Genomic DNA, 22,843 nt, shown 5'->3' with positions numbered 1-22,843 from the left:
TCCGCGCAAACTCGAGAAGAAGCCGCGGATCACGAGGCAACCTCCACGTCGGTTGCCAGGCTGTAGCCGCCGTTACGCACGGTCGTTATGATCCGCGGGCGCATCGGGTCGGCCTCGATCTTGCGGCGCAGGCGGCTCACCTGATTGTCGATTGTCCGGTCGAACGGGCCGGCGGATCGTCCGGCGGTGAGGTCCAGAAGCTGTTCGCGGCTGAGGATCAGCCGGGGCCGTTCCAGGAAAGTGATCAGCAGGCGAAACTCGGAATTGGAAAGGCTGTCCTTGATCCCCGTATCCGACAGCAGCGCGCGCCGATCCACGTCAAGGCTCCAATGGGCGAACTGGACGGTTTTTCCAGCCAGGCGCCCGGCGAGGGATTCCAGGCGTTCGCTGCGCCTGAGGACGGCCTTTATCCGGGCCAGAAGCTCACGCGGGTTGAACGGTTTGGGCAGGTAATCATCCGCGCCGATCTCAAGCCCGATGATCCGGTCCATGTCATCGCCAAGCGCCGTCAACATGATGATCGGGCACGATCCCGAGGCGGACAGCCTGCGACAGACCGACAGCCCGTCCTCGCCCGGCATCATGACATCCAGCACGATCAAGTCGAAGCTGCCGACGGCAAGTTTCTGGTCCATATCCGCGGCATCCGTTGCCGAGGTCGCCCGCAAGCCGCTTTTTTGCAGGAAACGTGTCACGGCATCCCGGATTTCGCGGTGATCGTCCACGACAAGGATATGGGGGCTTTCTGACTTCATCGCGTAAGTCCTATGCAAAAGGACGGGGTGTTTCCGCCTCGGAATTGTCACGGTTTGTAACAAGGGCGGAAAACATGACGGCGCGATACATTTCCAGCCCAAGGATTCCCGCACGCGGAACCGGTGACATCGCGATCATCCATCACCCTCGGATCCGCAAGCCCGGGCAGTCAAGAGCGGAGCGGATAGCAGGTCGTCCGGCCGCATCTGTTCCTTTTCCGTTCACGACCTTGGGGCAGGCCCCTCTTTCCCCGAGCGTGCGCCTTGCCGGTCGCGATCCGCGTGTTGCGGCTATGCTGTCGTGTCAATCAGCTCCTCATCAGGACATGTCGCGGCAAGATCGGCCAGGATCGGGCAATCCGGGCGGTGATCTCCGGCACAGGCGTGAACCAGGTGCGAGAGGGTCGCACGCATCTGCGCAAGTTCCGCGATCTTGTTGTCGATACGTTCGAGATGCTGTTCGGCGATCTCCTTGACCTCGGAGCTGGCGCGCTGGTCATCCTCATAGAGCGCCATCAGATTGCGGCAGTCCTCTATGGTAAAACCAAGCGCGCGGGCACGGCCCAGAAACGCAAGCTTGTGCACGTCCCTTTCCAGAAAGTTGCGATATCCGTTTGCGCTCCGCAATGGCCGCACCAGGCCGATCTCCTCGTAGTAGCGGATCGTCTTGGGCGGCAGGCCGGACTTTTCGGCGACGTCTCCGATGTTCATGTCGTAGTCCTCCTCATTCCGCGGCAACGGGGGTGGGGACCGGCGAAGCGCTTTCGGTGACGACCGGCGTCTCGGCCTCGCTCATGGCGGGGCGCACCCAGCGAAGCCGCAGCGCATTCGTCAGAACGAAGACCGAGCTGAACGCCATTGCGCCCGCCGCAAGCACGGGCGACAGCAGCAGGCCGAAGGACGGATACAGCACGCCTGCGGCCACCGGGATCAGGGCGACATTGTATCCGAACGCCCAGAACAGGTTCTGCCGGATGTTCCGCATCGAGCGCGCGGACACCTGGAACGCGTTCACCACACCCCGCAGATCGCCCGACATCAGCACGACATCGGCCGATTCGATGGCCACGTCGGTTCCCGTGCCGATGGCGATGCCGACATCGGCATGGGCCAGCGCCGGCGCGTCGTTGATGCCATCGCCGACGAACGCGATCCGCTGGTGGTTGCCCTTCAACGTCTCCAGCGCCGCCACCTTGCCGTCGGGCAGGACACCGGCGAACACATGATCGATGCCGATTTCGCGCGCGATGGCATTTGCCGTTTCCGCCTTGTCGCCGGTGATCATGGCCACCTTCAGCCCGAGATCGTGCAGGGCGCGAATGGCGACGGTGCTGGCGGGTTTCACCGGATCCGCCACGCCGATAACTGCCGCGACCTTTCCATCCACCGCCGCAAAGAGCGCTGTCCGTCCCTGTTCCGCGATACGGCGTTCCGCATCCGCCAGGGACGCGATGTCCAGACCTTCACGGGTCATCAGACGATCCGCGCCGACCAACACATCGTGCCCGGCAACCTTGGCCCGCACACCGAGACCGGTGATCGACTCGAAATCCTCGACGTCATGGCGGGCCGCCCCCTCGGCCTTGGCCGCCCGCACGACGGCATCGGCAATAGGGTGTTCGGATTGTGCCTCGACCGCCGCGACCAGCGCGAGCATCTCGGGGCGGTCAAACCCATCGGCCAGCACAAGGTCCGTCAGTTCCGGGCGCCCTTCGGTCAGCGTGCCGGTCTTGTCCAGGGCCACGACATCGACGGATGTGAGCTCCTGAAGCGCGTCACCCTTGCGAAACAGAACACCCATCTCCGCCGCGCGTCCGGTGCCCACCATGATCGAGGTCGGCGTCGCCAGACCCATGGCGCAGGGACAGGCAATGATCAGGACCGACACGCCCGCCACAAGCGCATAGGACAGCGCCGGCGATGGCCCCAGCAAGAGCCAGGTCAGCACTGTCACCACGGCCAACACCATGACCGCCGGAACGAACCAGAGCGTGATGCGATCCACAATTCCCTGGATCGGCAGCTTGGCACCTTGTGCCTCTTCCACCATTCGGATGATCTGGGCGAGCGTTGTATCCGTCCCGACGCGCAGGGCGCGAAACTGAAAGCTGCTGGCCCCGTTGACGGTCCCGCCGGTCACGTGTTCGCCCTCTGCCTTCTCGACCGGAACCGGCTCACCGGTGATCATGCTCTCATCGACACGGGCGCTGCCTTGGGTCACTTCCCCATCCACCGCGACGCGTTCGCCGGGGCGGACAACCAGAATATCGCCAACGCCGATCTGCTCGATGGCAACATCCGTCGGCTCGCCGTCCACCAGGATCCGCGCGCTGCTTGGCTGGAGACCGAGCAGCTTCTGGATCGCGGCGCCGGTGCGGCCCTTGGCGCGTGCCTCCATCCAGCGCCCCAGAAGGACCAGCACGACAATGACGGCGGCCGCCTCGAAGTAGACCATGCGGGACGCTTCGGGCAGAAGCGTGGGCGCGAACAACGCGGTCAGCGAATAGAGATAGGCCGCGCCGGTGCCGACAGCCACGAGGCTGTTCATGTCGGGCGCGCCCTTCAGCAACGTGGCAAAGCCCTTGGTGTAGAAGTGCCGGCCGGGCCAGAACATGACGATGGTCGTCAGGACGAACTGGATCATCCAGCTTGTCTGGTGGCCGATCGTGCGACCGATCAGCTCATACACGCCCGGCACCAGATGCGCGCCCATTTCCAGCACGAAGACGGGCAGCGCAAGGGCTGCCGCAAAGATCGTCTTGCGGGCGAATGCGCGGGCTTCGTCTTGCTTGCGGGTGCTGCGGTCCTCGGAGGACGTGTCGCCAGTTGCCTCCGCCGGGTAGCCGGCCTCTTCGGCGGCCTTCAGCAGATCGGCCAGATCAAGCGATCCCTCGGCAAAATCGACGGTCGCCGTTTCCGACGCGAGATTGACATTGACGTCGAGGACTCCGGGCACCGCTGAAAGGGCTTTCTGCACGCGGCCCACGCAGGAGGCACAGGACATGGAGGAAATGTTCAGCCGCACCGATTGCGTTCGGGCAGGATAGCCCGCCTGGCTCAACGCCTCGACCACGTCGCCGATCCGGGATCTGGAATCGACCTGCGCCTGCGCCGTTTCGGTCGCGAGGTTCACATTCACCTCGGTAACGCCGGGCAGGGCGGAGAGAGCGCGTTGGACCCTGCCAACGCATGAAGCGCAGGACATGTTCTGGACTGAAAGCCGCAGGCCTTGTGAAGTTTGCATCGACGTCTCCTTGTTTATCCCGACAGCATTTAAGGCTTCCATTAACTGGAAGGTCAATGGAGTTCAAATAACTTTTTTCTCCTTGACCTTCCCATGTGGGAACCACCCATCTTCGTCGCCAGGATAAAGGAGATCACCATGAACAGATTCACTGTACCCGACATGAGCTGCGGGCATTGCACCGCGGCTATCGAGAAGGCGGTCAAGTCAATCGACCCGACAGCGACGGTCGCGTGTGACCTTGAGACCAAGACCGTTGCCGTCGAGACCTTCCTGAGCGAACGCGCCGTGTCCGAAGCCATCCGCGAGGCGGGCTACGAACCGTCGTCTCTTGCCGGGACATGAGAGCCACAGGGGGCTGACATCTCCCATGTCAGGTGTGAGGTGCGGGGCAGGCCGGTCTTGACCCGCATCTGATCGGCCGCACGCAAGGCGTCCCCCTCATGCGGGTTTTTCGACACGAGGGCGAACTCGCGGTACTGTTCGATCCGGCTGACCGGAAACGCCGGACAGCGGAGGCCGGGATAGGCTGAGCCCGCGGTTCGGACCCAGTATCGAACTTGAAAGATCCTGCGATGGTGCCGGTCGCCGCGCGATCGGGCGGCGGCTGGCGACCGCTATCAATGCTGCAAGGGCAGTCGGGATCGTTTCGGATGACCGGGCCGATTGCGGGGCATCCCGGCTTGGGTGGTATCCCGGACATTCCGGACAGAGTTTTGTCGCGCAATGTAACGGCCTCTCGATTTGCGACCCGCCGATACACGGCATGGAAGTGACTGGTATTCCATCGCAAAAATCACGTGCCATATAGGTCTCATCGCAACACCGGATACGAGGTTTTCCAAATGAAACGCACTACTCTTCTGGCAGCAATCGCAGTGACAACGGCCATCGCTGGCAGTGCGGCCGTCGCGAAGGCCAATCATGGCCATGGCGGCCAACCGAATGCCACGTCGCCCGCGGGCACCATGCAGGACGGCGGTCCCGGCATGGGCGGTATGGGCGGCATGATGGACATGATGGGCGGCATGGACGGCATGATGGACATGATGCGGCAGATGCACGGCGGCATGATGGGTGGCGGCATGATGGGCGGAATGGGCCCGATGGGCGGCACCATGATGCAGATGTTCGACGCAGATGGCGACGGCACCGTGACGCCCGAGGAAATGCGCGGCCAGTTGGAGGCAAAACTCGCCGAATACGACAGCGACGGCGACGGCGCGCTCTCGATCGCCGAGTTCGAGGCCCTTCACAGCGCCATGATCCGCGAGATGATGGTGGACCGGTTCCAGTATCTGGACGCCGATGGTGATGGATCGGTCACGTCGGAAGAAATGACCGCACCGGCCGACATGATGGACCGCGCGCAAATGATGCGCGATCGCATGATGCCCGCGCAGCCCGACATGGACGCGGACATGAGCGACGGCAACATGATGAACGACAACTAAGCGATCGGCGCCGGCGCAATGCCGGCGCCGCATCCTTCTGGCCTTATGGAGGTTTTCATGATGGGTTTTGGTATGGGCGGGATCTGGATGCTGCTCCTCATCGTCTTCCTGGTGTTGGGGATCTTCGCATTCGTCAAATATCTGTCCAGGTAAATGAAAGGAAACCGAGAATGGCATATACCTACGATCGCATTCTGAACGACACCGGCATCGACGACGCCGAAATGCGCGTTCGCGCGGCCCTTGAGGACAAGGGCTTTGGCGTCCTGACCGAGATCGACGTCAAGGCGACGATGAAAAAGAAGATCGACGTCGATATGGCCCCCTACCTCATCCTCGGGGCCTGCAATCCCGGCATGGCGCACAAGGCCATCGGGATCGAGCCGCGGGTGGGCGCGATGCTGCCCTGCAACGTGATCCTGCGGGAGGTGGATGGCGGCACCGAGGTCAGCGCCATCGACCCGGTCGCATCCATGCAGGCCATCGACAACCAGCAGCTCCACGAGGTCGCGGGCGAAGTTCGCGACATGCTTCGCAAAGCGGTCGATGCCGCTTGATCGCACTGCATCCGGCGTGAGGCCGCGAATGGCACATTGGTCTATCCCCCCCGGGATCGCCAAGGCGGCCATCGCGGCCTTTCTGGTCGTGGGTCTCGCGCTCCTGTTCATCGGGCCGCTTGCGGGTGTGATCGAGCGTATCGACGGCGACCGGATTGCCGGATGGGTCGAGGCCGCGGGGCTTTGGGGTCCGATGCTGGTCATCGCCCTGATGACGGTCGCGATCGTCGCCACGCCAATCCCGAGCGCACCGATCGCATTGGCGGCGGGGGCGGCCTACGGACATGTGCTGGGGACCGTCTACATCGTCGCCGGTGCCGAACTGGGCGCGCTTGCCGCATTCGCACTGGCGCGATTTCTCGGCCGCGATGCGCTTGTCCGCTGGCTTGGCGAAAAGGTCGATGCGGGCTTGCTGGGGTCGCAGAACGCGTTGACATTCACGGTCTTCGTCAGCCGCTTGCTGCCGTTCATTTCCTTCGACATCGTCAGTTACGCCGCAGGGCTGAGCAGGCTGCACTTCTGGCGGTTCGCGGTCGCGACACTGGCCGGAATCATCCCGGCGAGCTTCGTTCTCGCCCATTTCGGCAACGAGGCGGTCAGCGGCAGTTCGGCCCGCGCCACCTGGGCCGCCATAGGGTTGGGTGTGCTGACGCTGACGCCGCTTGTTGTCGTGGCCGTGCGGGACTTGCGAAGGCATAGGGTGCGCCATGACTGATCGCCGCGCCCCGGTGCGGCCTCCATCCGATCTGACGAGCGCCGTCAGATCGACACGTAGAACGCGCCGTCCGGCGATCGCTGACGGCTTCCAAGCCAATCCGTTGTTTGAGGAAACCCGGCCATGCTGACCGCCGCCATACCATTTCCGGACATAAGCCACGAGCTGTTCTCGATCGAGATCGGCAGTTTCACCTTTGCGCTGCGCTGGTACGCGCTTGCCTATATCGCCGGCCTGTTGATCGGCTGGCGCCTCTGCGTGATGGCGGTCAGCCGGCCGGCACTGTGGTCCGGGGCCGGTGCGCCGCTGGACCGCCGCCAGATCGAGGATCTTCTGACCTGGATCATTCTGGGCGTCATCCTCGGGGGGCGGCTCGGTTTCGTGCTGTTCTACCAGCCGGAATACTACCTGGCCAATCCGCTGGAGATACTGAAGATCTGGCGGGGCGGCATGTCCTTCCATGGCGGTTTCCTTGGCGTTGCCACCGCGGGGCTGGTCTTCAGTCTGCGCCACAAGGCGTCGGTGCTCAGCGTGGCCGACCTGCTTGCGCTGGCGACCCCGCCGGGGCTGTTCCTCGGGCGGCTCGCGAACTTCATCAACAATGAGCTCTGGGGCCGGCCCACCGACGTTCCCTGGGCCGTGATCTTTCCGGGGGACGCCGCGCAGGATTGCCTCGGCGTCGTTTCCGTTTGCGCCCGTCATCCCTCGCAGATTTACGAGGCGCTGCTCGAGGGCCTGCTCCTCGGCACCGTTCTGATCTACCTCGCCTGGCGGCGCGGTTGGCTGAAGATGCCAGGGGCGCTGACCGGGACATTCCTGGTCGGATACGGCGCTGCCAGAAGCTTCGTGGAGCTTTTCCGCCAGCCGGATGCGCAATTCGTTGCGCCCGGAAACCCGGTCGGTCACGCGATCCATTTCGGCGATTGGGGTCTGACGATGGGGCAGGTGCTGTCCGCACCCATGATCCTGGTCGGGCTGGCGCTGATATTGTATGCGGTCAGGCAATCGAGAACGGCAACCGAGCGGGACTCCAGCCTTGCCGGGTGACGGGTCGTCGTCACTGATGGGAGAGACTTGGAAAATGCGACGGTATCAAAGGAACTGACCGCCCACCATCGACCGATGCCGTCCCGGCGGATCGACCTGATGTAAGCCGGAAGCCCTGTTTGTGTAACGATCCCGAAAGCTCGGCGTCTACTGCTTAGACTCTGATGCTTTGGGCCATGGCGCATGAGAAAGACAGGCAGACCGGGCTTGAGGTCCGACAGCCATGGTCGGCCACGCGTCGGGACACGGGGATCAGGTGGCCTCGCAGCACCATAGATCGCAACAAGGAGACGTGACATGACCACAACCCTCCATCTTGCCGTCCTCGCGGCGATCCTGTTCCCGGCCCCGACCTTCCTGGTCTTCGGGGGTCTGTTCAACGCCATCGCCAAGCGTGGGAGGGTCGCATGACACGTTTCAACCGTCCCTCGCTGCGGTTTCTCGGCGCTGCCGGAACTGTTACCGGATCGCGCTACCTGCTGGCGATCGGCAGGCGGCGTATTCTGGTCGATTGCGGCCTGTTCCAGGGCTTCAAGCAACTGCGGGCGCGAAACCGGAAACCCTTTCCGGCGCGGCCCTCCAGCATCGACACGGTGTTGCTGACCCATGCGCATCTGGACCATTCCGGCTATCTTCCCGCATTGATCCGGGCCGGCTATGGTGGCCGCGTCATCTGCACCCGTGCCACGGCCGAGCTGTGCGGCCTGATCCTGCCGGACAGCGGCCACATCCAGGAAGAGGAAGCGCGCTATGCCGCGCGCCGGGGGTTTTCCAAGCACAGGAGTCCGAAACCGCTCTACACGCTGAAGGACGCCGAGGCGGCGCTTGATCGGTTCGATACCGTGGATTTCGGGCAAAAGGTCGATCTGGGCGACGGTATCACCGCGACCTTCATTCCGGCAGGGCATCTTCTGGGCGCGGCGCAGATCCGGATAGAATTCGGCGGAACGGTCATCCATTTCAGCGGCGATCTGGGGCACGACCCGGACCCGTTGATGCCTCCGCCCGAACCCTTTGCCGGTGCCGATGTTCTTGTCTGCGAATCCACCTATGGCAACCGCGCCCATCCCGACATCGACGCCGAGGCGGAACTGGCGCCGGTCTTGAAACGGGTCTTCGCACGGGGGGGGACAGTCTTGATCCCGTCTTTCGCCGTCGGTCGCGCCCAGGGGTTGATGCTGCATATTTCGCGGCTGATCGAGCGCGGCGAGATCCCGTATGTTCCGGTCTTTCTCAACAGCCCCATGTCGGTCGACGCCACCGACATCTACCACCGGCACCATGACGAGCATCGTATCAGCCGCGAGGAATGCGTGGCGATGTTTGAACTGGCCAAGCGGGTGAACACCGTCGCGCAGTCCAAGAACCTGAACACCCGCCAGGGGCCGATGATCATCATCTCGGCAAGCGGCATGCTGACCGGCGGGCGCATCCTGCATCATCTGGCCAGTTTCGGCGGCGACCGCCGCAATGCGATTCTGCTGTCGGGCTTCCAGGCGGGGGGCACGCGCGGTGCCGCTCTGGCCGATGGTGCGCGTCACCTGCGGATGTTTGGCCGCGACTACCCCATCGAGGCCGAGGTCGTGCAGCTTCGGTCGTTCTCGGGTCATGCCGATGCCGAGGAGATCCTGCGCTGGATGTCGGCCGGTCCTGCGCCGCGCATGACCTATGTGACACATGGCGAGCCTTCGGCATCCGATACCCTGCGCTTTCGCATCAACCATGAGTTGGGCCGACCGGCCCGCGCGCCCGACCATCTGGAAACCGTGTATCTGGACCATCCGCGATGACCGAGACGCTCGCACTCGTCCCCTCGGGAATAGACACATACCGCCAACCGGTCGTCTACATGCACGAAGACTGCCACATCTGCCGCGCGGAAGGGTTCGCCGCCGAGACCCGAATTCGCATCGACCTGCGCGACCGCTGGATCATCGCCACGCTGAACGTGGTCGCGCGCGGTGCGTGGCTGGCCGTGGATCAGGCCGCGCTGTCGGTTTCAGCCTGGCAGGCGCTGAAGGCGCAAGCCGGCGACCGGGCAGGGTTCTCGCATCCCGAGCCGCCGGTTTCGTCGTCAGCAATCCGGGCCAAGGTCTATGGAGGGCGTTTGCGGCAAGAGGATTTTGCCGCGATCATTGGCGACACGCTCGACAGCCGCCTCTCGGATCTCGACCTCGCCGCATTCATCACCGCCAGCGCCGGAAACCGCCTTGACGAGCGGGAGACGGTGGCCCTGACCCGCGAAATGCAGGCTGCGGGCGAAACGCTTGACTGGGGTGGCCAGACCGTCCTGGACAAGCATTGTGTCGGCGGGCTGCCGGGCAACCGGACAACCCCGATCGTCGTCGCCATCATTGCCGCTGCAGGGCATCTGATCCCCAAGACGTCGAGCCGGGCAATCACGTCCCCCGCCGGGACTGCGGACACGATGGAAGCCATGGCGCCGGTGGCGCTGGACGCCGCGGCGCTGCGCAAGGTGGTCGAAGCCGAAGGCGGCTGCGTGGTCTGGGGCGGCGGGCTGAACCTCAGCCCCGCTGACGATCACTTCATCCGCATCGAGAGGCCGCTGGATTTCGACAGCGTCGGACAATTGGTCGCCAGCGTCCTGTCAAAGAAGGCGGCTGTCGGCGCAACCGACGTGTTGATCGACCTGCCGGTCGGGCCAACGGCCAAGGTGCGCTCGGCGCAGGCCGCGGCGGCCCTGGGATCCCGCCTGAGCGCGGTCGGTCAGGCCATCGGGCTGCGCGTCGCGCTTCACGAAAGCGATGGCACGGCCCCGGTCGGGCGCGGCATCGGCCCTGCGCTCGAGGCGGCGGATGTGCTGGCGGTGCTCCGGCGTGCTCCGGCTGCGCCGACCGATTTGCGCGACCGTGCCCTGGACCTTGCCGGTCGGTTGCTCGACATGGCGCCGGGTGCTTCTGGCAAGACGGGCAGGGCGCGGGCAGAGAAATTGCTCGACAGTGGCGCGGCAGACGCGAAATTCATGGCGATCTGCGCCGCACAGGGCGGGTTCCGCGACCCTGGCGAAGCGCCGCAGCGCGCCGAGATGCTGGCCCCGGCGGCAGGATACATCACCGCCATCGACAACCGCTTGATTGCCCGCATCGCAAAGCTTGCCGGCGCACCGCGCCAGCAACGGGCGGGTGTGCGTCTTCTGGTGCGGGTCGGGGAACCCGTGGAGACAGGACAACCGCTCTATGAAATCCACGCCGAGACGACCGGAGAGCTGGCCTATGCGCGCGCATATGCCGAATCACATGCCGGCGCGCTCAGCTTGTCGGAGGATACCGCATGATCCTTGTCCCGTTCCCGGAGATGAACCCGCTCGCGCGATCGCTCGCGCCGGCATTGGGTGCGGACCTCTCTTTGCTCGACTGGCATCGCTTCCCCGACGGTGAAAGCCTGATGACCCTGCCGGACGACATGAGAGATGCCGATGTCGCGATACTGGCGACGCTTCGTGATCCTGACCGCCTGGCCCTGCCGCTGCGGTTCGCCGCACAGACGGCCCGGGAGCTGGGGGCCCGGAATGTCGGGCTGATCGCGCCCTATCTGGGCTACATGCGGCAAGACCGGCGCTTTCGCGATGGACAGGCCATCAGCGCGAAGCTGTTCGCCGGATTTCTCGCCGAGAGTTTTGACTGGCTGGTGACGGTCGATCCCCATCTGCACCGCATTGCGCGGTTGGAGGATGTCTTCACGATCCCGGCCGGGCGGGTCGCGTCCGCCCCGCGTCTGGCCGCGTGGATCCGGACCAATCTGCCCGATGCCGTCTTGCTGGGTCCGGACAGCGAAAGTCAGCAATGGGTCGCCGAAGTGGCCCGGCTTGCCGCACGGCCCTACGAAGTCCTGCGAAAGGTCAGGACCGGCGATCACCAGGTGGATATCAGCGTGCCCGAGAGCGCCGCCCTGCTTGAGGGCACTCCGGTGATACTGGATGACATCGCGTCTTCCGGCAGGACGATGGCGCGCGCCGTCGAGCGATTGCTGGCAGCCGGAACCGGTTCGCCGGTCTGCCTGGCCATCCACGCGGTCTTTGCGGAAGGGGCCCATGACGTCATCATGTCAGCCGGAGCCGCCCGGATCGTCACCACCGATACCATACCGCACCCCTCAAATGCGATCGGAACCGCCGCTATGCTTGCCACGGCGGTTCGATCTCTTGTGTCGGGTCTTGACCTTCCATCTAGTGGAAGGAATAGGTTGACACCGACTTGCTCCGATAGGAATTCCCAATGACCGATCACGCTCATCACTCCGCCCCCGAAGCCGACATCTATGTTTGCCCGATGCACCCGGAGGTGCGGCAGAACGGTCCGGGCGATTGCCCGAAATGCGGGATGCACCTTGTGCCGGAATCGGAGGCCGGTGCCCATGCAGGGCACGGCCATCACGGGCATGAGCACCACGGCCACGACCACCAGGCAAGCGCCGCCCCGGCGGACGGCAGGTATGATACCGTCCCCGCCGGATATGACGGGGCCGTCTATACCTGCCCGATGCACCCGCAGGTTCGCCAGGTCGAGCATGGCTCCTGCCCGATCTGCGGCATGGGGCTGGAGCTTGAGTCCGGCATCCCGGCAGAGGATGGCCCGAACCCCGAACTGGTGGATTTCACCCGCCGTTTCTGGGTCGGCACGGTGCTGACCATTCCGCTCCTGATCCTGACCATGGCGCCCTATGTCGGGTTTCCCGAAGTGCGCGAGATATTCGGCGAGCGCGCGACCCTCTGGATCGAACTGGTCCTGGGAACCCCGGTGGTCCTGTGGTGCGGCTGGCCCTTCATGGTGCGCGGCTGGAACTCGTTCAAGACGATGAACCTCAACATGTTCTCGCTGATCAGCATGGGCGTGATGGCGGCCTGGATCTTCAGCGTCGTCGCCGTGTTGGCACCGGATATTTTCCCTGATGGCTTCCGCGACGCCGAAGGCCATGTCGGTGTCTATTTCGAGGCGGCGGCGGTTATCGTGACGCTGGTGCTGCTTGGTCAGGTGATGGAACTGCGCGCCCGTGAAGGCACCGGCAAGGCGATCCGCGCGCTTCTCGACATGGCGGCCAAGACCGCGCGGGTGATCCGGGACGATGGCTCCGAGGAGGAGATCCCGCTGGAGGATGTGCAGGTCGGCGACCGTCTGCGCGTGCGCCCCGGCGACAAGGTGCCGGTCGATGGCGTGGTTCTGGATGGCCGGTCCTCGGTCGATGAAAGCATGATCTCGGGTGAACCCGTGCCGGTCGAGAAGACCGAGGGCGACCCGGTCACGGGGGCCACGATCAACGGCACCGGCAGCCTGGTTATGGAGGCGACGCGGGTCGGGTCCGACACGATGCTGAGCCAGATCGTCGAGATGGTGTCGAACGCGCAACGTTCGCGCGCACCGATCCAGAAATACGCCGACCGGGTGGCGGGGTTCTTCGTTCCCGCCGTGATCGCAATCGCGGTCCTCTCCTTTATCGCCTGGGCGGTCTGGGGGCCTGCGCCCGCGCTGTCCTATGCGTTGATTTCGGCTGTCGCGGTCCTGATCATCGCCTGTCCCTGTGCGCTTGGGCTTGCCACGCCGATGTCGATCATGACGGCGACGGGACGGGGCGCGCAGGCCGGTGTTCTGATCAAGAACGCCGAGGCGCTGGAGCGCTTCGAGAAGGTCGATACCCTGATCGTCGACAAGACCGGGACGCTGACGATGGGCAAACCACAGCTTGTCGCCGTCCTGCCCGAGCCCGGTCATGACGAGGCCGAGGTTCTGCGCCTCGCCGCCTCGCTGGAACGCGGATCGGAGCACCCTCTGGCCGAAGCGATCGTGCGCGGCGCGGAGGAGCGTGACGTGAAAATGGCCAATGCCAACGATTTCGAGGCGGTCACCGGCAAGGGCGTCAAGGGTGTCGTGGACGGCCAGGCGGTCGCGCTCGGCAATCTGGCGATGATCCGCGAACTGGGGCTGGAGGCGGGCGAGTTGACCGCCAAGGCCAATGACCGCCGCGACGAGGGCGAGACGGTGATGTTCGTGGTGCTGGATGGCGAGATCGCCGGTCTTGTCGCGGTCGCCGACCCGGTAAAGGAGACCACCCCCGCCGCGATCAAGGAGCTGCACGATCTCGGGTTCCGCGTCATCATGGCGACCGGCGACAACGAACGCACCGCCAAGGCGATCGGCGCGCGTCTCGGCATCGACGAGATCCGGGCCGACGTGCTGCCCGAGGACAAGGCGCGCATCATCAAGGAATTGCAGGCCGAGGGCCGCAAGGTCGCGATGGCCGGGGATGGCGTGAACGACGCACCGGCGCTGGCGCAGGCCGATGTCGGCATCGCCATGGGCACCGGCGCCGATGTGGCCATCGAAAGCGCGGGCATCACGCTGGTCAAGGGCAACCTCGACGGGATCGTGCGGGCGCGGCGGCTGGCGCGGGCCACAATGCGCAACATCCGCCAGAACCTGTTCTTCGCGCTGGTCTACAACGCCTCCGGCGTGCCGGTCGCGGCGGGCGTCCTGTTTCCCGTCTTCGGTATCCTCATCAGCCCGATGTTCGCCGCCTTCGCCATGAGCGCTTCGTCGATCTCGGTGGTGCTCAATTCGCTGCGGCTGAGAGGGGCCAGAATATGAGACAGGACATCATCCGGGGCACGCTGGCCGCTCTCGCGCTCACCGTCACGGCGAACATGGCGGCTGCGCACGAGTTCACCGCGGCACTTCTCGTGACCGGCGAGAACCGGGAGGCGCGTCTCGCCGAGGCGGTCAACGGGTTCCTGCTGGCGGCGGACGAGCGCGACGGGCATCCCGCCGAAACGTCGGACGGTCACCTGGGCGGGGTGGATGTGCAGCTTCTGCCGCTGCCTGCCGAGGCGGCGGGCCAGGTCGCCGGGTTGGTCGGAACGCCCCGGACACCGGCCGACGTCCTGGTCGTGATCGGACCGGAACCGGACGCATCCGCCGCCGCATCGCCTGCTTTCGCGGGCGTCGTGCTGCGTCCCGGCGTGCTTCCCGACGGTTGGGCTGCCGAGAATGACGCCAGCAGCTTTGCCGCCCGCTACCAAAGCACCTACGGAACCGCCCCCACCGAGGCCGCTGCATTGGGATACAACGCGGCCCGGCGGCTGGATATCGCGATCCGCCCGCTCGACGGGGTCGCGCCAGCAGCGGCGCTTGAGGCCGCCCTCGCAGAGACCGCAATCGGCATGGACTGGCAGGCGGACGTTCGATGAAGGAAAGACCAGGCCCAGGTTCCGGCGTTGCCCCCACAAACCCCGATGACGCGGCCATATCGGATTGGAGCGTCGTGCCCGCGCCGCTTCCCCCCATGTCCGCCTTCGCCACCGGCAATATGTGGGCTTCGTGTCGATGATGGCGGGTGTTCTGGTGCGATGGGCGACACTGTTGACACTTGCAATCTTCCCGGTGCTGGTCTGGATGTATGCACGTCTCGCCCGCACCGAGGAACCCTGTAAGCACCACGCCGCAACTGTTCCCGCGTTCACTCCGCTCCGGCGGGCGGGCCTGGTAGGTACAAGCAAGAAACGGACAGGAATATGACAAGACCCAAGAAGATCGCCCCCCCCGCGACAGCGACCCGGAAAACGATGGCGATTGCCTCGCTGCTTGCATTCGGATTGGCAACGGGCCTGTTCGCCCAGTCCGATGAGGTCGACGCCGACCGGCCAAGGGTGAACACCCAGATGCATGGCGACGCCGCCGGGGCACCCGCGCCCAGTCCCGATTCGGTCATCGTGCCCGAAACCCTGAGCGCACCTTCCTATTTTGGCCAGATCGCGTTCGAGCAAAGCTGCGCTGCGTGTCATGGTCAAAACGGCGCTGGCGGAACCGGCAATGGTCCACCGCTGATCCATCCCATCTACGAGCCGGGTCATCACCCGGATGGGGCGTTCCTGCGGGCGGCGACGGCAGGCGTGCAGTCGCATCACTGGAATTACGGCGATATGCCCGCCGTGGAAGGGGTCACGGAAGAAACCGTTCGGCTGATCGTCAGCTACATCCGCGAAATGCAGCGCGCCAACGGGATCGAATGATGGCAAGACGCCCCGACCCGCCGACGGTGCAGGGAACCGTCGTGCTGATCGGAGGCACGGGCGATGTCGGCGGGCGGCTGGTCCGGCTGCTCGTCGATCATACGGCAGCCCGAATAGTGCTGGTATCGCGCACTGGTGCCGGGGCGGGCGATCGGGTCGAGGCGCTGCGGCTTGATATCGCCGGGAGGGACGCCGCCGGAAAACTGCCGCCTGGCGCGACGGTGGTAAACCTGACCGAAGCAACCCCCCCATCGGTCGCGGCCGAAATTGTCCGCAACGGCGGACGTTTCCTCGAGACCTCGGCGTCACCGGATTACCTGACGGCGCTGCGACGGGACGTGCCGGAGGGCGGCGGTCCGGGCACCGCGGTTCTCTGCGTCGGGACCGCGCCTGGCCTCAGCACCTTGATGGCAGCCGAACTCCTGCGCGATACTGAGGCAGACAGGGTCGATATCGGATTGGAACTTGGCATGGGGCGCCATTATGGACAGGCCGCGACGGAATGGTCGATCGGTGCCCTCGGTCGCCCATATCGGCTGTCCGATTCCGCAAGCACCCTGGTCGCGCCAGGTGCCCTCCGGCGCCTATTTGCTTTCGGGCGGGACAGTCGGGCACGTCCCGCGCTTGGGATCGGCTTCGCGGTGGATGGTGTCGCGGATGGTTCGGGCAGCGGCCCCCCGGCCCTTGTCCGTACATTCCTGGCGATTGATCCGCCTTTGGTGACGCGCGCTGTCGGCGTGCTCTTGCGGCTCGGTCTCGGTCCGGTGCTGTCGCGGCGCAAACGCGGCGTGACACGGGCCTTGGGGCGGCTGCCGGAACTGGGCCAGGCGCGCACCCGGATCGCCGTCGAGGTGCGGGATTCGGACGGCAGCGTCATTGCCTCGCGCCATGTTTCTGCCGGCGATCAGGCCGAAGTGACGGCGGCGATGATCCTCGCCACGATCCGCGCATTGTCGGGGTCGGACAGGCAGATGCCCGGCCTGTCAACCATCGTCGATCACCTGACATTCGCCGGGGCGCTGAACGATCTGTGCCTCCTCCTGCCGGGCATGGCCGTCGAGACCTGGTCGACCGGGCGCATTGGAGGAAACCCGTGAACCGCACCAGGAACCTCCTGCGGTTGGCCCGGATTGTCACCGTCCTGGCGAAAGACGTCTGGACGCTCCGGCGATATGATCCGGCCAGCGGCGACACTGGTGCACCGGATCGGTTCGCGCAAAACCTGCTCGCCCTGGGGCCGGTTTTCGTCAAGCTTGGCCAGATCCTCAGCACCCGCCCCGATGTTCTGCCCGAAAGCTATGTCGCGCGGCTTGCGGAATTGCAGGAGCGTGCGCCCCAAGTGGATTTCGCCACGGTGCGGCGCATCGTCGAGGATGAGCTGGCAACGCCGCTGGAAACCGCCTTTGCCAGCTTCGAGGCCGAACCCGTCGCCGCCGCGTCCCTGGCCCAGGTGCACAAGGCAAGCCTGGCGGATGGCACCGCGGTCGCGGTCAAGGTGCAGCGACCGGGGCTGGAACCGCTGTTCCACCGCGATCTCGACGCGCTCGACCTTGGGCTGAGGATCGCGCGGATGGTGCTGCCGCGCCGCCTTCGGCGCGCGAATTTGCCGGCGTTCCTCTCGGAGTTTCGGCGCTACTCGCTGGCCGAGCTCGATTTTCGCGCCGAGGCGGCTGTCATGGACCGGTTTCGCGGGAATCTCGCCGGGCAGGACCGCATCCGAATTCCAAGACCCTATCGCGACCATGTGACAGCCCGCGTGCTGACCATGGACTGGGTCGATGGCCTGCGCCTGTCCGAGGTCTCGGCCGCCCTTCCCGAACAAACCCGGTCCGCACTGGTCGAGGCGCTTGTGTCGATGCTGCTGAAGATGTTCGTGTCGGACGGGCTGTTTCACGCCGACCTGCATCCCGGCAATATCGTCTTTCATGCCGACGGCACTGTGACCCTGCTCGATTTCGGCATGTATGGCGAGTTGAGCGCGGCGCAGCGCGACCGCTTCGTGCTGTACTGGATGGCCGTGGCACAGCGGCAGACCCGGCGCGCCTATCACCATTTCAGCGCGCAGACCGAGGCCCTTCCGGGCGCCGATCACGCGCTGTTCCGGCAAAGATTCGAGGGGCTTGCGGCGAAATTCTACGCAGCCCCCTCGCGCGAGGCCAGTCTTGCGCGAACCTATCTTGCGATGATGCGCGCAGGTTACCGCGCCGGTTTCGTATTCCCTGCCTCCCTGATGCTCCATGCCAAGGCGCTGACCACCGCGGAGGCGCTGCTGTTCGTGCTGGCGCCCGACGCACGGTTCGACGATTTGTCGCGCCCGTTCATCGCGCGCGAGGTTGCCGCGCGACTGGCGGCCAGCGACCCGTTGGGGCGCCTCTCGCAGGTGCTCCCCGAGCTTCTGCTCACCGGTGCCCTGCCGCCCGCCGAGGCGATTGACGAGACCTGGGACGCTACCGCAACCCAGAAAATGGGGCGCGGACTCCTCGAGGCTGTCATCCCATCCGGCGAGGGAATTGGCCGCGCCGCGCTGACGATGCTTTTCGGTCACGTCGCCCGGCGGCATCTGGGCAAGGAGACCGACGCGATCCTCTCGGACACCTGGGCGGGCTACGATCGGCTTGAACGCGACCTTCCGCTGGCGCCGAATGCCGGCGCGATCCTGACAACGCATCTTGCCGCGCTGACGCTTGCGCTGCACCGAACGCTGGTCGCGCGAGGGCGGTCAGAGGCGCAGAGCCACGAGGTCATCCATGCGATCGGCTGGGACATCTACGATCGGATGGCCGATCCGCCGTTCGAGATCGCCCGCGCCCTCACCTCCGATCCGGCCAAGCGAATGCGCATCGCGACGGGCCTGTTTCGCCATTTCCCCTTTGGACCACCCGCCTATGGCTGGCGCGACGTCGAGGCGGGTGGCAATGTCGTCGCCTTCGACTGTACGAAATGCCCGGTGGCCGCGTTCTTCGCGGCCCATGAGTCCTCGGCGCTGTGCACGGCAACCTGGTGCGCACTCGATTTCCCGGTGGCCGAGAAATGGGGCGGGCAACTGGTGCGTCCCAAGACCATTGCCGGGGGGCACGATCATTGTGATTTCAGGTGGCATACCGCGCCAGTGTTGGACAAAGACAAAATCGGAGAGGCAGCAGAGCATGCAGGACAAGAATAGAAACGACACCTACCGCGAAGGCTCGATCACCCTGGGCGGTGCTGTCGCCATGGGAACGGGCGTGATGATCGGCGCGGGCATCTTCGCGCTGACCGGGCAGGTCGCCCAGCTTGCCGGACCGCTCTTTCCGCTTGCCTTCATCGCGGGCGCAATGGTGACCGGCTTCAGCGCCTACAGCTACATCCGGATGTCGAACAAATGGCCCTCCTCGGGCGGGATCGCGATGATCCTGCAAAAATGCTATGGCCCCGGCGCGGTCGCGGCGGCCGCCGCCCTGCTGATGGCTCTGAGCATGGTGATTGCCGAAAGCCTGGTGGCGCGGACATTCGCAACCTACGTCCTGCGCGCCTTCGACATCGAGGGCGGGCCGCTGGTGCCGACCCTCGCCGTGGGCGTCATTGTCTTCGCCTTCCTCGTGAACATCGCCGGCAACCGGTCGGTCGGGCTGTTCTCGCTGATCATGGCGGCGATCAAGATCGGCGGCATCGGATTGTTCGGAATCGCCGCGATATGGTCCAGCGGCTTCCAGTTTTCGGCCGCGTCCGAGACCGCGCAGGATTACAGCGTGACCGGCTTCATTGCATCCGTGGCATTCGCGATCCTGGCCTTCAAGGGCTTCACCACCATTACCAATAGCGGGGCCGAAATCACCGAACCGCACCGCAACGTGGGCCGGGCGATCATGTTTTCGATCGCCATCTGCGTGGCAGTCTATCTGCTTGTTGCCTTCGGTGTCGGCTCAAGCCTGACCATCGACGAGATCGTCGCGGCACGGGATTATTCGCTGGCCGAGGCCGCCGAACCCGCCCTGGGGCAAACCGGCTTCTTTCTGACCGTGATCCTGGCGGCGGTGGCAACGGCCTCCGGCGTGCTGGCCAGCGTGTTCGCCGTGTCGCGGATGCTGGCGATGTTGACGGATATGAAGATGATCCCGCATCGGCATTTCGGAATGTCCGGCCCGATCCAGCGGCACACGCTGGTCTACACCGTTGTCATCGCGTCCCTGCTGGCAGTGTTCTTCGACCTCGGCCGGATCGCCTCGCTCGGCGCCTTTTTCTACCTGGTCATGGACATGGCCGTGCACTGGGGCGTTTTCCGCTACCGGCGAGAGGAGATCGGTGCCTCCGGCGCGGTGCTGCTTGCGGCATTGGCGTTCGATGCCGTGGTGCTGGTGGCGTTCACGGCGATGAAACTTCAGAGCGATCCGCTCATCGTGCTCTATGCCGTTGGCGGCATCGCCGCTGTCTTCATATTCGAACGGATCTACCTGTCGCGGTGGCTGGCGCCCGGCCAGGCCGCGCATGACCACTGATATTTGCCGGCGCGACGGCAGACCGGCAGAGGCCGGACCGGAAAGGACAACGTCCCGGCAATGACAGGGCTCCGCTTCATGCCTGGAGCGCGCGAATCAAGGCGGCCAATGCGGTCAGCGCCAGGACGGAAAGCCCGAACATCAGCACCGCGGCAAGCACATATCCCGACCGGCCGGCAACTCTCCTCGCCAACCCGCCGAGCCTGTCTGAACTCTCGATCGCGGTGACATAGAGCGGCAGCGCGCTCACCAGCGTGGCATAGAGATAGACGCCGGAGATGTTCTCGAAAAGGACCGAACGCGCCAAAGTCGGCGCCACCACCCGAAGCGCGGTCGCGCGGCTTCCTCCAAAGGATCCGAACCAGTCGGCCGACAGGACATAGATCACGGCATGCAACGCGATGAAGCCGACAACGCGGACCGGCATATCCACGAGGAGCACAAGCGTGATCCCGTAGCGCTGGTCCGGCTTCGAGACGATCCACGCATACAGGAAGAAACTCACGTAGTTTACGGCAAAGACAACCGGCAGACCGTTGGTAATGACCTGCCGCATGAACCTTTCAAGCGGAGGTCCGCCGCCCGCCAACATGGCACCGAACCCCGGTGTCAGCGCGACAAAGGCCAGGAGCGGCGGCACCAGGGCGAGCAGGCTGAACACGAAGGTGTTTCGCACGAAGTGGATAGCGGGCATATGAATGGCGAAGTATCTTTGCATGTTCATCAGTCTTCCATGCTCAGCGGCAAAAGGTCGATGGGCATGCTGGACGGCACGAGAACTATTTCGTGTCCTGGAGGATCGCAGCATTCGTGTCGTCACGATCCGCCAGTGTCTCGGCGAGCATGGGTTTCGTCCTCGTCTTCCGGCTGGCCGTGACCGAAAAGGTCGGCCTTTTCATGCGCACGGTCTTGATGTTCAAACTCCAGGCTGGAATGACCGATACTGAATTTCTCCTTCAGCCGGTCCTTGATCGCGCCCTTGATCTTCTCGGCCTGATCCCAGCCGTCGGCCGTCAGCACGACGTGGCAATCCAGCGCCGGTTCGTGCTCCTGCATCTGCCACAGATGTACGTGATGAACGTCTGCGACACCGTCGACACCCCGCATCGCCTCGACGACCTCGTCGCCGTCGATCTCCGGCGGGCTGCCGAGCATCAGGGTTCGGATCGGGCCGCCGATCTCGGTGAAAGCGAGATAAAGGATGTATAGAGCGATGCCGATGGTGATCGCCGGATCGACCCACCGCATGTCGTAGAGGAGGATGAGCGAGCCGCCGATGATGACCGCGACGGAAGCCAGGGCGTCCGACAGGTTGTGCAGGAACAGCGCGCGGATGTTCACGCTGCCTTTCTGCATCGAATAGGTAAGCATCGCCGTCAGCGTGTCGATGAATAGCGCGATGCCGCCCAGGATCACCACCGTCCAGCCCGCCACCTCGGGCGGGTCGATCATGCGCATGCCGCCTTCGTAGATCAGGTAGAAACCGATCAGGATCAGCGTGGTGTAGTTGACCAGCGCCGCGACGATCTCGATCCGCCCGTAGCCGAAGGTCATGCGCTCATCCGCGGGCCGCCGCGAGATTTTCCGGGCGGCAAAGGCGATTACCAGCGATGCCATGTCCGAGAAATTGTGCAGCGCATCCGCGATCAACGCGAGGCTGCCGGACAGGATGCCGCCGATGACCTGCGCAACCGTCAGAAGGCTGTTGGCCCAGATGGCGATGGAAACGCGGCGGTCGCCGGATTCGGGGTCGATATGGGCGTGACCGTGATCATGCGGCACGGCTTGTCTCCTCGTGACTCAAGTCGGATCAACCCGCGGCACAACTCTCCGGCGGATCGTTCACGAGGGAATGTAGTCTCTATAGCGACTATAGCTTCAAGCCTCGATTTTCAGGCGCTGTCTTCACCTGACTGTTCGTCATCGTGCACCGCCTTGTGGTGCTCACCATGCGCGTCTTTCAGGATTTCGACGCCCCCCCAGGCCGCTATGCCAGCGACGATCACGCCCACCACAAGGTCCGGCCAGTTCGTCCCGAGCCAGGCCACGAGCCCCCCCGCGACGACGATACCCAGATTGGCGGCGAAGTCGTTCCAGCTGAACGTGCTTGCGGCGCGGATGTTCACATCCGGATCGCGAAGCCGCGCCAACAGCCAGACGCAGACCGTATTGATGACCGCTGCCACAAGGGCCATCGCGATCATCATCGTGCCAAGGGGATCCGACCCGCCGACATAGCGGCGCCAGGCATCGTAAAGAATGCCGAGGGCGAAGAGGATCAGCAGGCCGCCCGAAACATTTGCCGCGCCTCGCTTCCACTTGGCGGAGCGGGACAGCGCGAAGAGGCTGATCGCGTAGACGAAACTGTCAGACAGATTGTCGAGCCCATTGGCGATAAGCGCGCTTGAATCGCCGAAGGCACCCGAGGCGAAGAAAGCGATTGCCAGCCCGATGTTGAGACCCAGAACGATCCAGAGTGTACGTCTTTCCGATGCGTTCTTCTGCTCTGCCATGCCCGGTGACCAAATCTGATGAATAGCCGAAGAGAAACCAATACCGGCCTACTTGGGTTCCTC

At 64.6% G+C, this 22,843-nt stretch carries 20 protein-coding genes; 14 read left to right on the top strand and 6 right to left on the bottom strand.

Features of this window, described 5'->3' with window-relative positions; all coding sequences use genetic code 11:
- Window positions 1-29 precede the first annotated feature (29 nt).
- The 3 genes from AC13C7_RS01705 to AC13C7_RS01695 form a co-directional block, all read right to left on the bottom strand.
- The gene (locus tag AC13C7_RS01705; RefSeq protein ID WP_446169275.1) at window positions 30-755 is read right to left on the bottom strand and encodes a response regulator; all 726 of its coding nucleotides are present in this window, start codon (window positions 753-755) and stop codon (window positions 30-32) included.
- A 291-nt stretch (window positions 756-1,046) separates the two neighbouring features.
- On the bottom strand, window positions 1,047-1,466 hold the full coding sequence (gene cueR / locus AC13C7_RS01700) for a Cu(I)-responsive transcriptional regulator (protein ID WP_446121529.1): 420 nt from the start codon (window positions 1,464-1,466) through the stop codon (window positions 1,047-1,049).
- A gap of 13 nt (window positions 1,467-1,479) precedes the next feature.
- Window positions 1,480-3,999, bottom strand: coding sequence for a heavy metal translocating P-type ATPase (locus tag AC13C7_RS01695; RefSeq protein WP_482866414.1), 2,520 nt, complete (start codon window positions 3,997-3,999; stop codon window positions 1,480-1,482).
- A gap of 138 nt (window positions 4,000-4,137) precedes the next feature.
- On the opposite strand from AC13C7_RS01695, the gene AC13C7_RS01690 reads away from it, so the two are divergent.
- From AC13C7_RS01690 to AC13C7_RS01625, 14 genes are all read left to right on the top strand, one after another.
- Entirely contained in the window at window positions 4,138-4,344 is a 207-nt protein-coding gene (locus AC13C7_RS01690) for a heavy-metal-associated domain-containing protein (RefSeq protein WP_446117795.1), read from the top strand.
- A 500-nt stretch (window positions 4,345-4,844) separates the two neighbouring features.
- On the top strand, window positions 4,845-5,453 hold the full coding sequence (locus tag AC13C7_RS01685; RefSeq protein WP_482866413.1) for an EF-hand domain-containing protein: 609 nt from the start codon (window positions 4,845-4,847) through the stop codon (window positions 5,451-5,453).
- A gap of 170 nt (window positions 5,454-5,623) precedes the next feature.
- Window positions 5,624-6,010: a DUF302 domain-containing protein gene (locus AC13C7_RS01680; protein WP_172321112.1), complete on the top strand. Its 387-nt coding sequence runs from the start codon at window positions 5,624-5,626 to the stop codon at window positions 6,008-6,010.
- 28 nt (window positions 6,011-6,038) lie between these two features.
- A complete protein-coding gene (locus AC13C7_RS01675; protein WP_482866412.1) occupies window positions 6,039-6,725 on the top strand; it encodes a TVP38/TMEM64 family protein in 687 nt (228 codons plus the stop codon).
- Window positions 6,726-6,848: 123 nt separating this feature from the next.
- Window positions 6,849-7,772, top strand: a complete 924-nt coding sequence (lgt, locus tag AC13C7_RS01670) for a prolipoprotein diacylglyceryl transferase (RefSeq protein WP_172321110.1) — start codon at window positions 6,849-6,851, stop codon at window positions 7,770-7,772.
- Between the two features lie 407 nt (window positions 7,773-8,179).
- Window positions 8,180-9,562 (top strand): MBL fold metallo-hydrolase RNA specificity domain-containing protein, encoded by a 1,383-nt coding sequence (locus AC13C7_RS01665; RefSeq protein ID WP_482866411.1) that lies wholly within the window; start codon window positions 8,180-8,182, stop codon window positions 9,560-9,562.
- On the top strand, window positions 9,559-11,067 hold the full coding sequence (locus AC13C7_RS01660) for a thymidine phosphorylase family protein (RefSeq protein ID WP_482866410.1): 1,509 nt from the start codon (window positions 9,559-9,561) through the stop codon (window positions 11,065-11,067). The genes AC13C7_RS01665 and AC13C7_RS01660 overlap by 4 nt, the downstream gene beginning before the upstream one ends.
- Window positions 11,064-12,011, top strand: a complete 948-nt coding sequence (locus AC13C7_RS01655; RefSeq protein WP_482866409.1) for a ribose-phosphate diphosphokinase — start codon at window positions 11,064-11,066, stop codon at window positions 12,009-12,011. The genes AC13C7_RS01660 and AC13C7_RS01655 overlap by 4 nt, the downstream gene beginning before the upstream one ends.
- A gap of 50 nt (window positions 12,012-12,061) precedes the next feature.
- Window positions 12,062-14,371 (top strand): copper-transporting P-type ATPase, encoded by a 2,310-nt coding sequence (locus AC13C7_RS01650; protein ID WP_482866444.1) that lies wholly within the window; start codon window positions 12,062-12,064, stop codon window positions 14,369-14,371.
- A complete protein-coding gene (locus AC13C7_RS01645) occupies window positions 14,368-14,970 on the top strand; it encodes a hypothetical protein (RefSeq protein ID WP_482866408.1) in 603 nt (200 codons plus the stop codon). Before AC13C7_RS01650 ends, AC13C7_RS01645 begins: the two co-directional genes overlap by 4 nt.
- 375 nt (window positions 14,971-15,345) lie before the next feature.
- A complete protein-coding gene (locus AC13C7_RS01640) occupies window positions 15,346-15,792 on the top strand; it encodes a c-type cytochrome (RefSeq protein ID WP_482866407.1) in 447 nt (148 codons plus the stop codon).
- A gap of 41 nt (window positions 15,793-15,833) precedes the next feature.
- A complete protein-coding gene (locus AC13C7_RS01635; protein ID WP_482866406.1) occupies window positions 15,834-16,889 on the top strand; it encodes a hypothetical protein in 1,056 nt (351 codons plus the stop codon).
- The gene (locus AC13C7_RS01630; RefSeq protein WP_482866405.1) at window positions 16,886-18,955 is read left to right on the top strand and encodes an AarF/UbiB family protein; all 2,070 of its coding nucleotides are present in this window, start codon (window positions 16,886-16,888) and stop codon (window positions 18,953-18,955) included. The genes AC13C7_RS01635 and AC13C7_RS01630 overlap by 4 nt, the downstream gene beginning before the upstream one ends.
- A complete protein-coding gene (locus tag AC13C7_RS01625) occupies window positions 18,939-20,267 on the top strand; it encodes an APC family permease (RefSeq protein WP_482866404.1) in 1,329 nt (442 codons plus the stop codon). Before AC13C7_RS01630 ends, AC13C7_RS01625 begins: the two co-directional genes overlap by 17 nt.
- A gap of 76 nt (window positions 20,268-20,343) precedes the next feature.
- Here AC13C7_RS01625 and AC13C7_RS01620 read toward each other — a convergent pair whose 3' ends face one another.
- The 3 genes from AC13C7_RS01620 to AC13C7_RS01610 all read right to left on the bottom strand — a co-directional run bounded on the left by AC13C7_RS01620 (window position 20,344) and on the right by AC13C7_RS01610 (window position 22,780).
- The gene (locus tag AC13C7_RS01620) at window positions 20,344-20,991 is read right to left on the bottom strand and encodes a hypothetical protein (RefSeq protein WP_482866403.1); all 648 of its coding nucleotides are present in this window, start codon (window positions 20,989-20,991) and stop codon (window positions 20,344-20,346) included.
- A gap of 92 nt (window positions 20,992-21,083) precedes the next feature.
- A complete protein-coding gene (locus tag AC13C7_RS01615; RefSeq protein WP_172321100.1) occupies window positions 21,084-22,049 on the bottom strand; it encodes a cation diffusion facilitator family transporter in 966 nt (321 codons plus the stop codon).
- A 110-nt stretch (window positions 22,050-22,159) separates the two neighbouring features.
- Complete coding sequence (locus AC13C7_RS01610; protein WP_172321099.1) at window positions 22,160-22,780, bottom strand: cation efflux transmembrane domain-containing protein; 621 nt, start codon at window positions 22,778-22,780, stop codon at window positions 22,160-22,162.
- Window positions 22,781-22,843 lie beyond the last annotated feature (63 nt).

Source organism: Alterinioella sp. B-7 (genome assembly GCF_056857775.1).
Note: the sequence above shows the minus strand (reverse complement) of the source record. Positions and strands in the feature narration are given on the sequence as shown.

What these genes read in the sequence shown, in the direction of transcription:
- AC13C7_RS01695 (WP_482866414.1), bottom strand. Translation starts at nt 3,999, where the DNA reads ATGCAAACTTCACAAGGCCTGCGGCTTTCAGTCCAGAACATGTCCTGC.
- AC13C7_RS01645 (WP_482866408.1), top strand. Translation starts at nt 14,368, where the DNA reads ATGAGACAGGACATCATCCGGGGCACGCTGGCCGCTCTCGCGCTCACC.
- AC13C7_RS01655 (WP_482866409.1), top strand. Translation starts at nt 11,064, where the DNA reads ATGATCCTTGTCCCGTTCCCGGAGATGAACCCGCTCGCGCGATCGCTC.
- AC13C7_RS01620 (WP_482866403.1), bottom strand. Translation starts at nt 20,991, where the DNA reads ATGAACATGCAAAGATACTTCGCCATTCATATGCCCGCTATCCACTTC.
- cueR (WP_446121529.1), bottom strand. Translation starts at nt 1,466, where the DNA reads ATGAACATCGGAGACGTCGCCGAAAAGTCCGGCCTGCCGCCCAAGACG.
- AC13C7_RS01705 (WP_446169275.1), bottom strand. Translation starts at nt 755, where the DNA reads ATGAAGTCAGAAAGCCCCCATATCCTTGTCGTGGACGATCACCGCGAA.
- lgt (WP_172321110.1), top strand. Translation starts at nt 6,849, where the DNA reads ATGCTGACCGCCGCCATACCATTTCCGGACATAAGCCACGAGCTGTTC.
- AC13C7_RS01685 (WP_482866413.1), top strand. Translation starts at nt 4,845, where the DNA reads ATGAAACGCACTACTCTTCTGGCAGCAATCGCAGTGACAACGGCCATC.
- AC13C7_RS01690 (WP_446117795.1), top strand. Translation starts at nt 4,138, where the DNA reads ATGAACAGATTCACTGTACCCGACATGAGCTGCGGGCATTGCACCGCG.
- AC13C7_RS01675 (WP_482866412.1), top strand. Translation starts at nt 6,039, where the DNA reads ATGGCACATTGGTCTATCCCCCCCGGGATCGCCAAGGCGGCCATCGCG.
- AC13C7_RS01610 (WP_172321099.1), bottom strand. Translation starts at nt 22,780, where the DNA reads ATGGCAGAGCAGAAGAACGCATCGGAAAGACGTACACTCTGGATCGTT.
- AC13C7_RS01680 (WP_172321112.1), top strand. Translation starts at nt 5,624, where the DNA reads ATGGCATATACCTACGATCGCATTCTGAACGACACCGGCATCGACGAC.
- AC13C7_RS01665 (WP_482866411.1), top strand. Translation starts at nt 8,180, where the DNA reads ATGACACGTTTCAACCGTCCCTCGCTGCGGTTTCTCGGCGCTGCCGGA.
- AC13C7_RS01625 (WP_482866404.1), top strand. Translation starts at nt 18,939, where the DNA reads ATGCAGGACAAGAATAGAAACGACACCTACCGCGAAGGCTCGATCACC.
- AC13C7_RS01650 (WP_482866444.1), top strand. Translation starts at nt 12,062, where the DNA reads ATGCACCCGGAGGTGCGGCAGAACGGTCCGGGCGATTGCCCGAAATGC.
- AC13C7_RS01640 (WP_482866407.1), top strand. Translation starts at nt 15,346, where the DNA reads ATGGCGATTGCCTCGCTGCTTGCATTCGGATTGGCAACGGGCCTGTTC.
- AC13C7_RS01660 (WP_482866410.1), top strand. Translation starts at nt 9,559, where the DNA reads ATGACCGAGACGCTCGCACTCGTCCCCTCGGGAATAGACACATACCGC.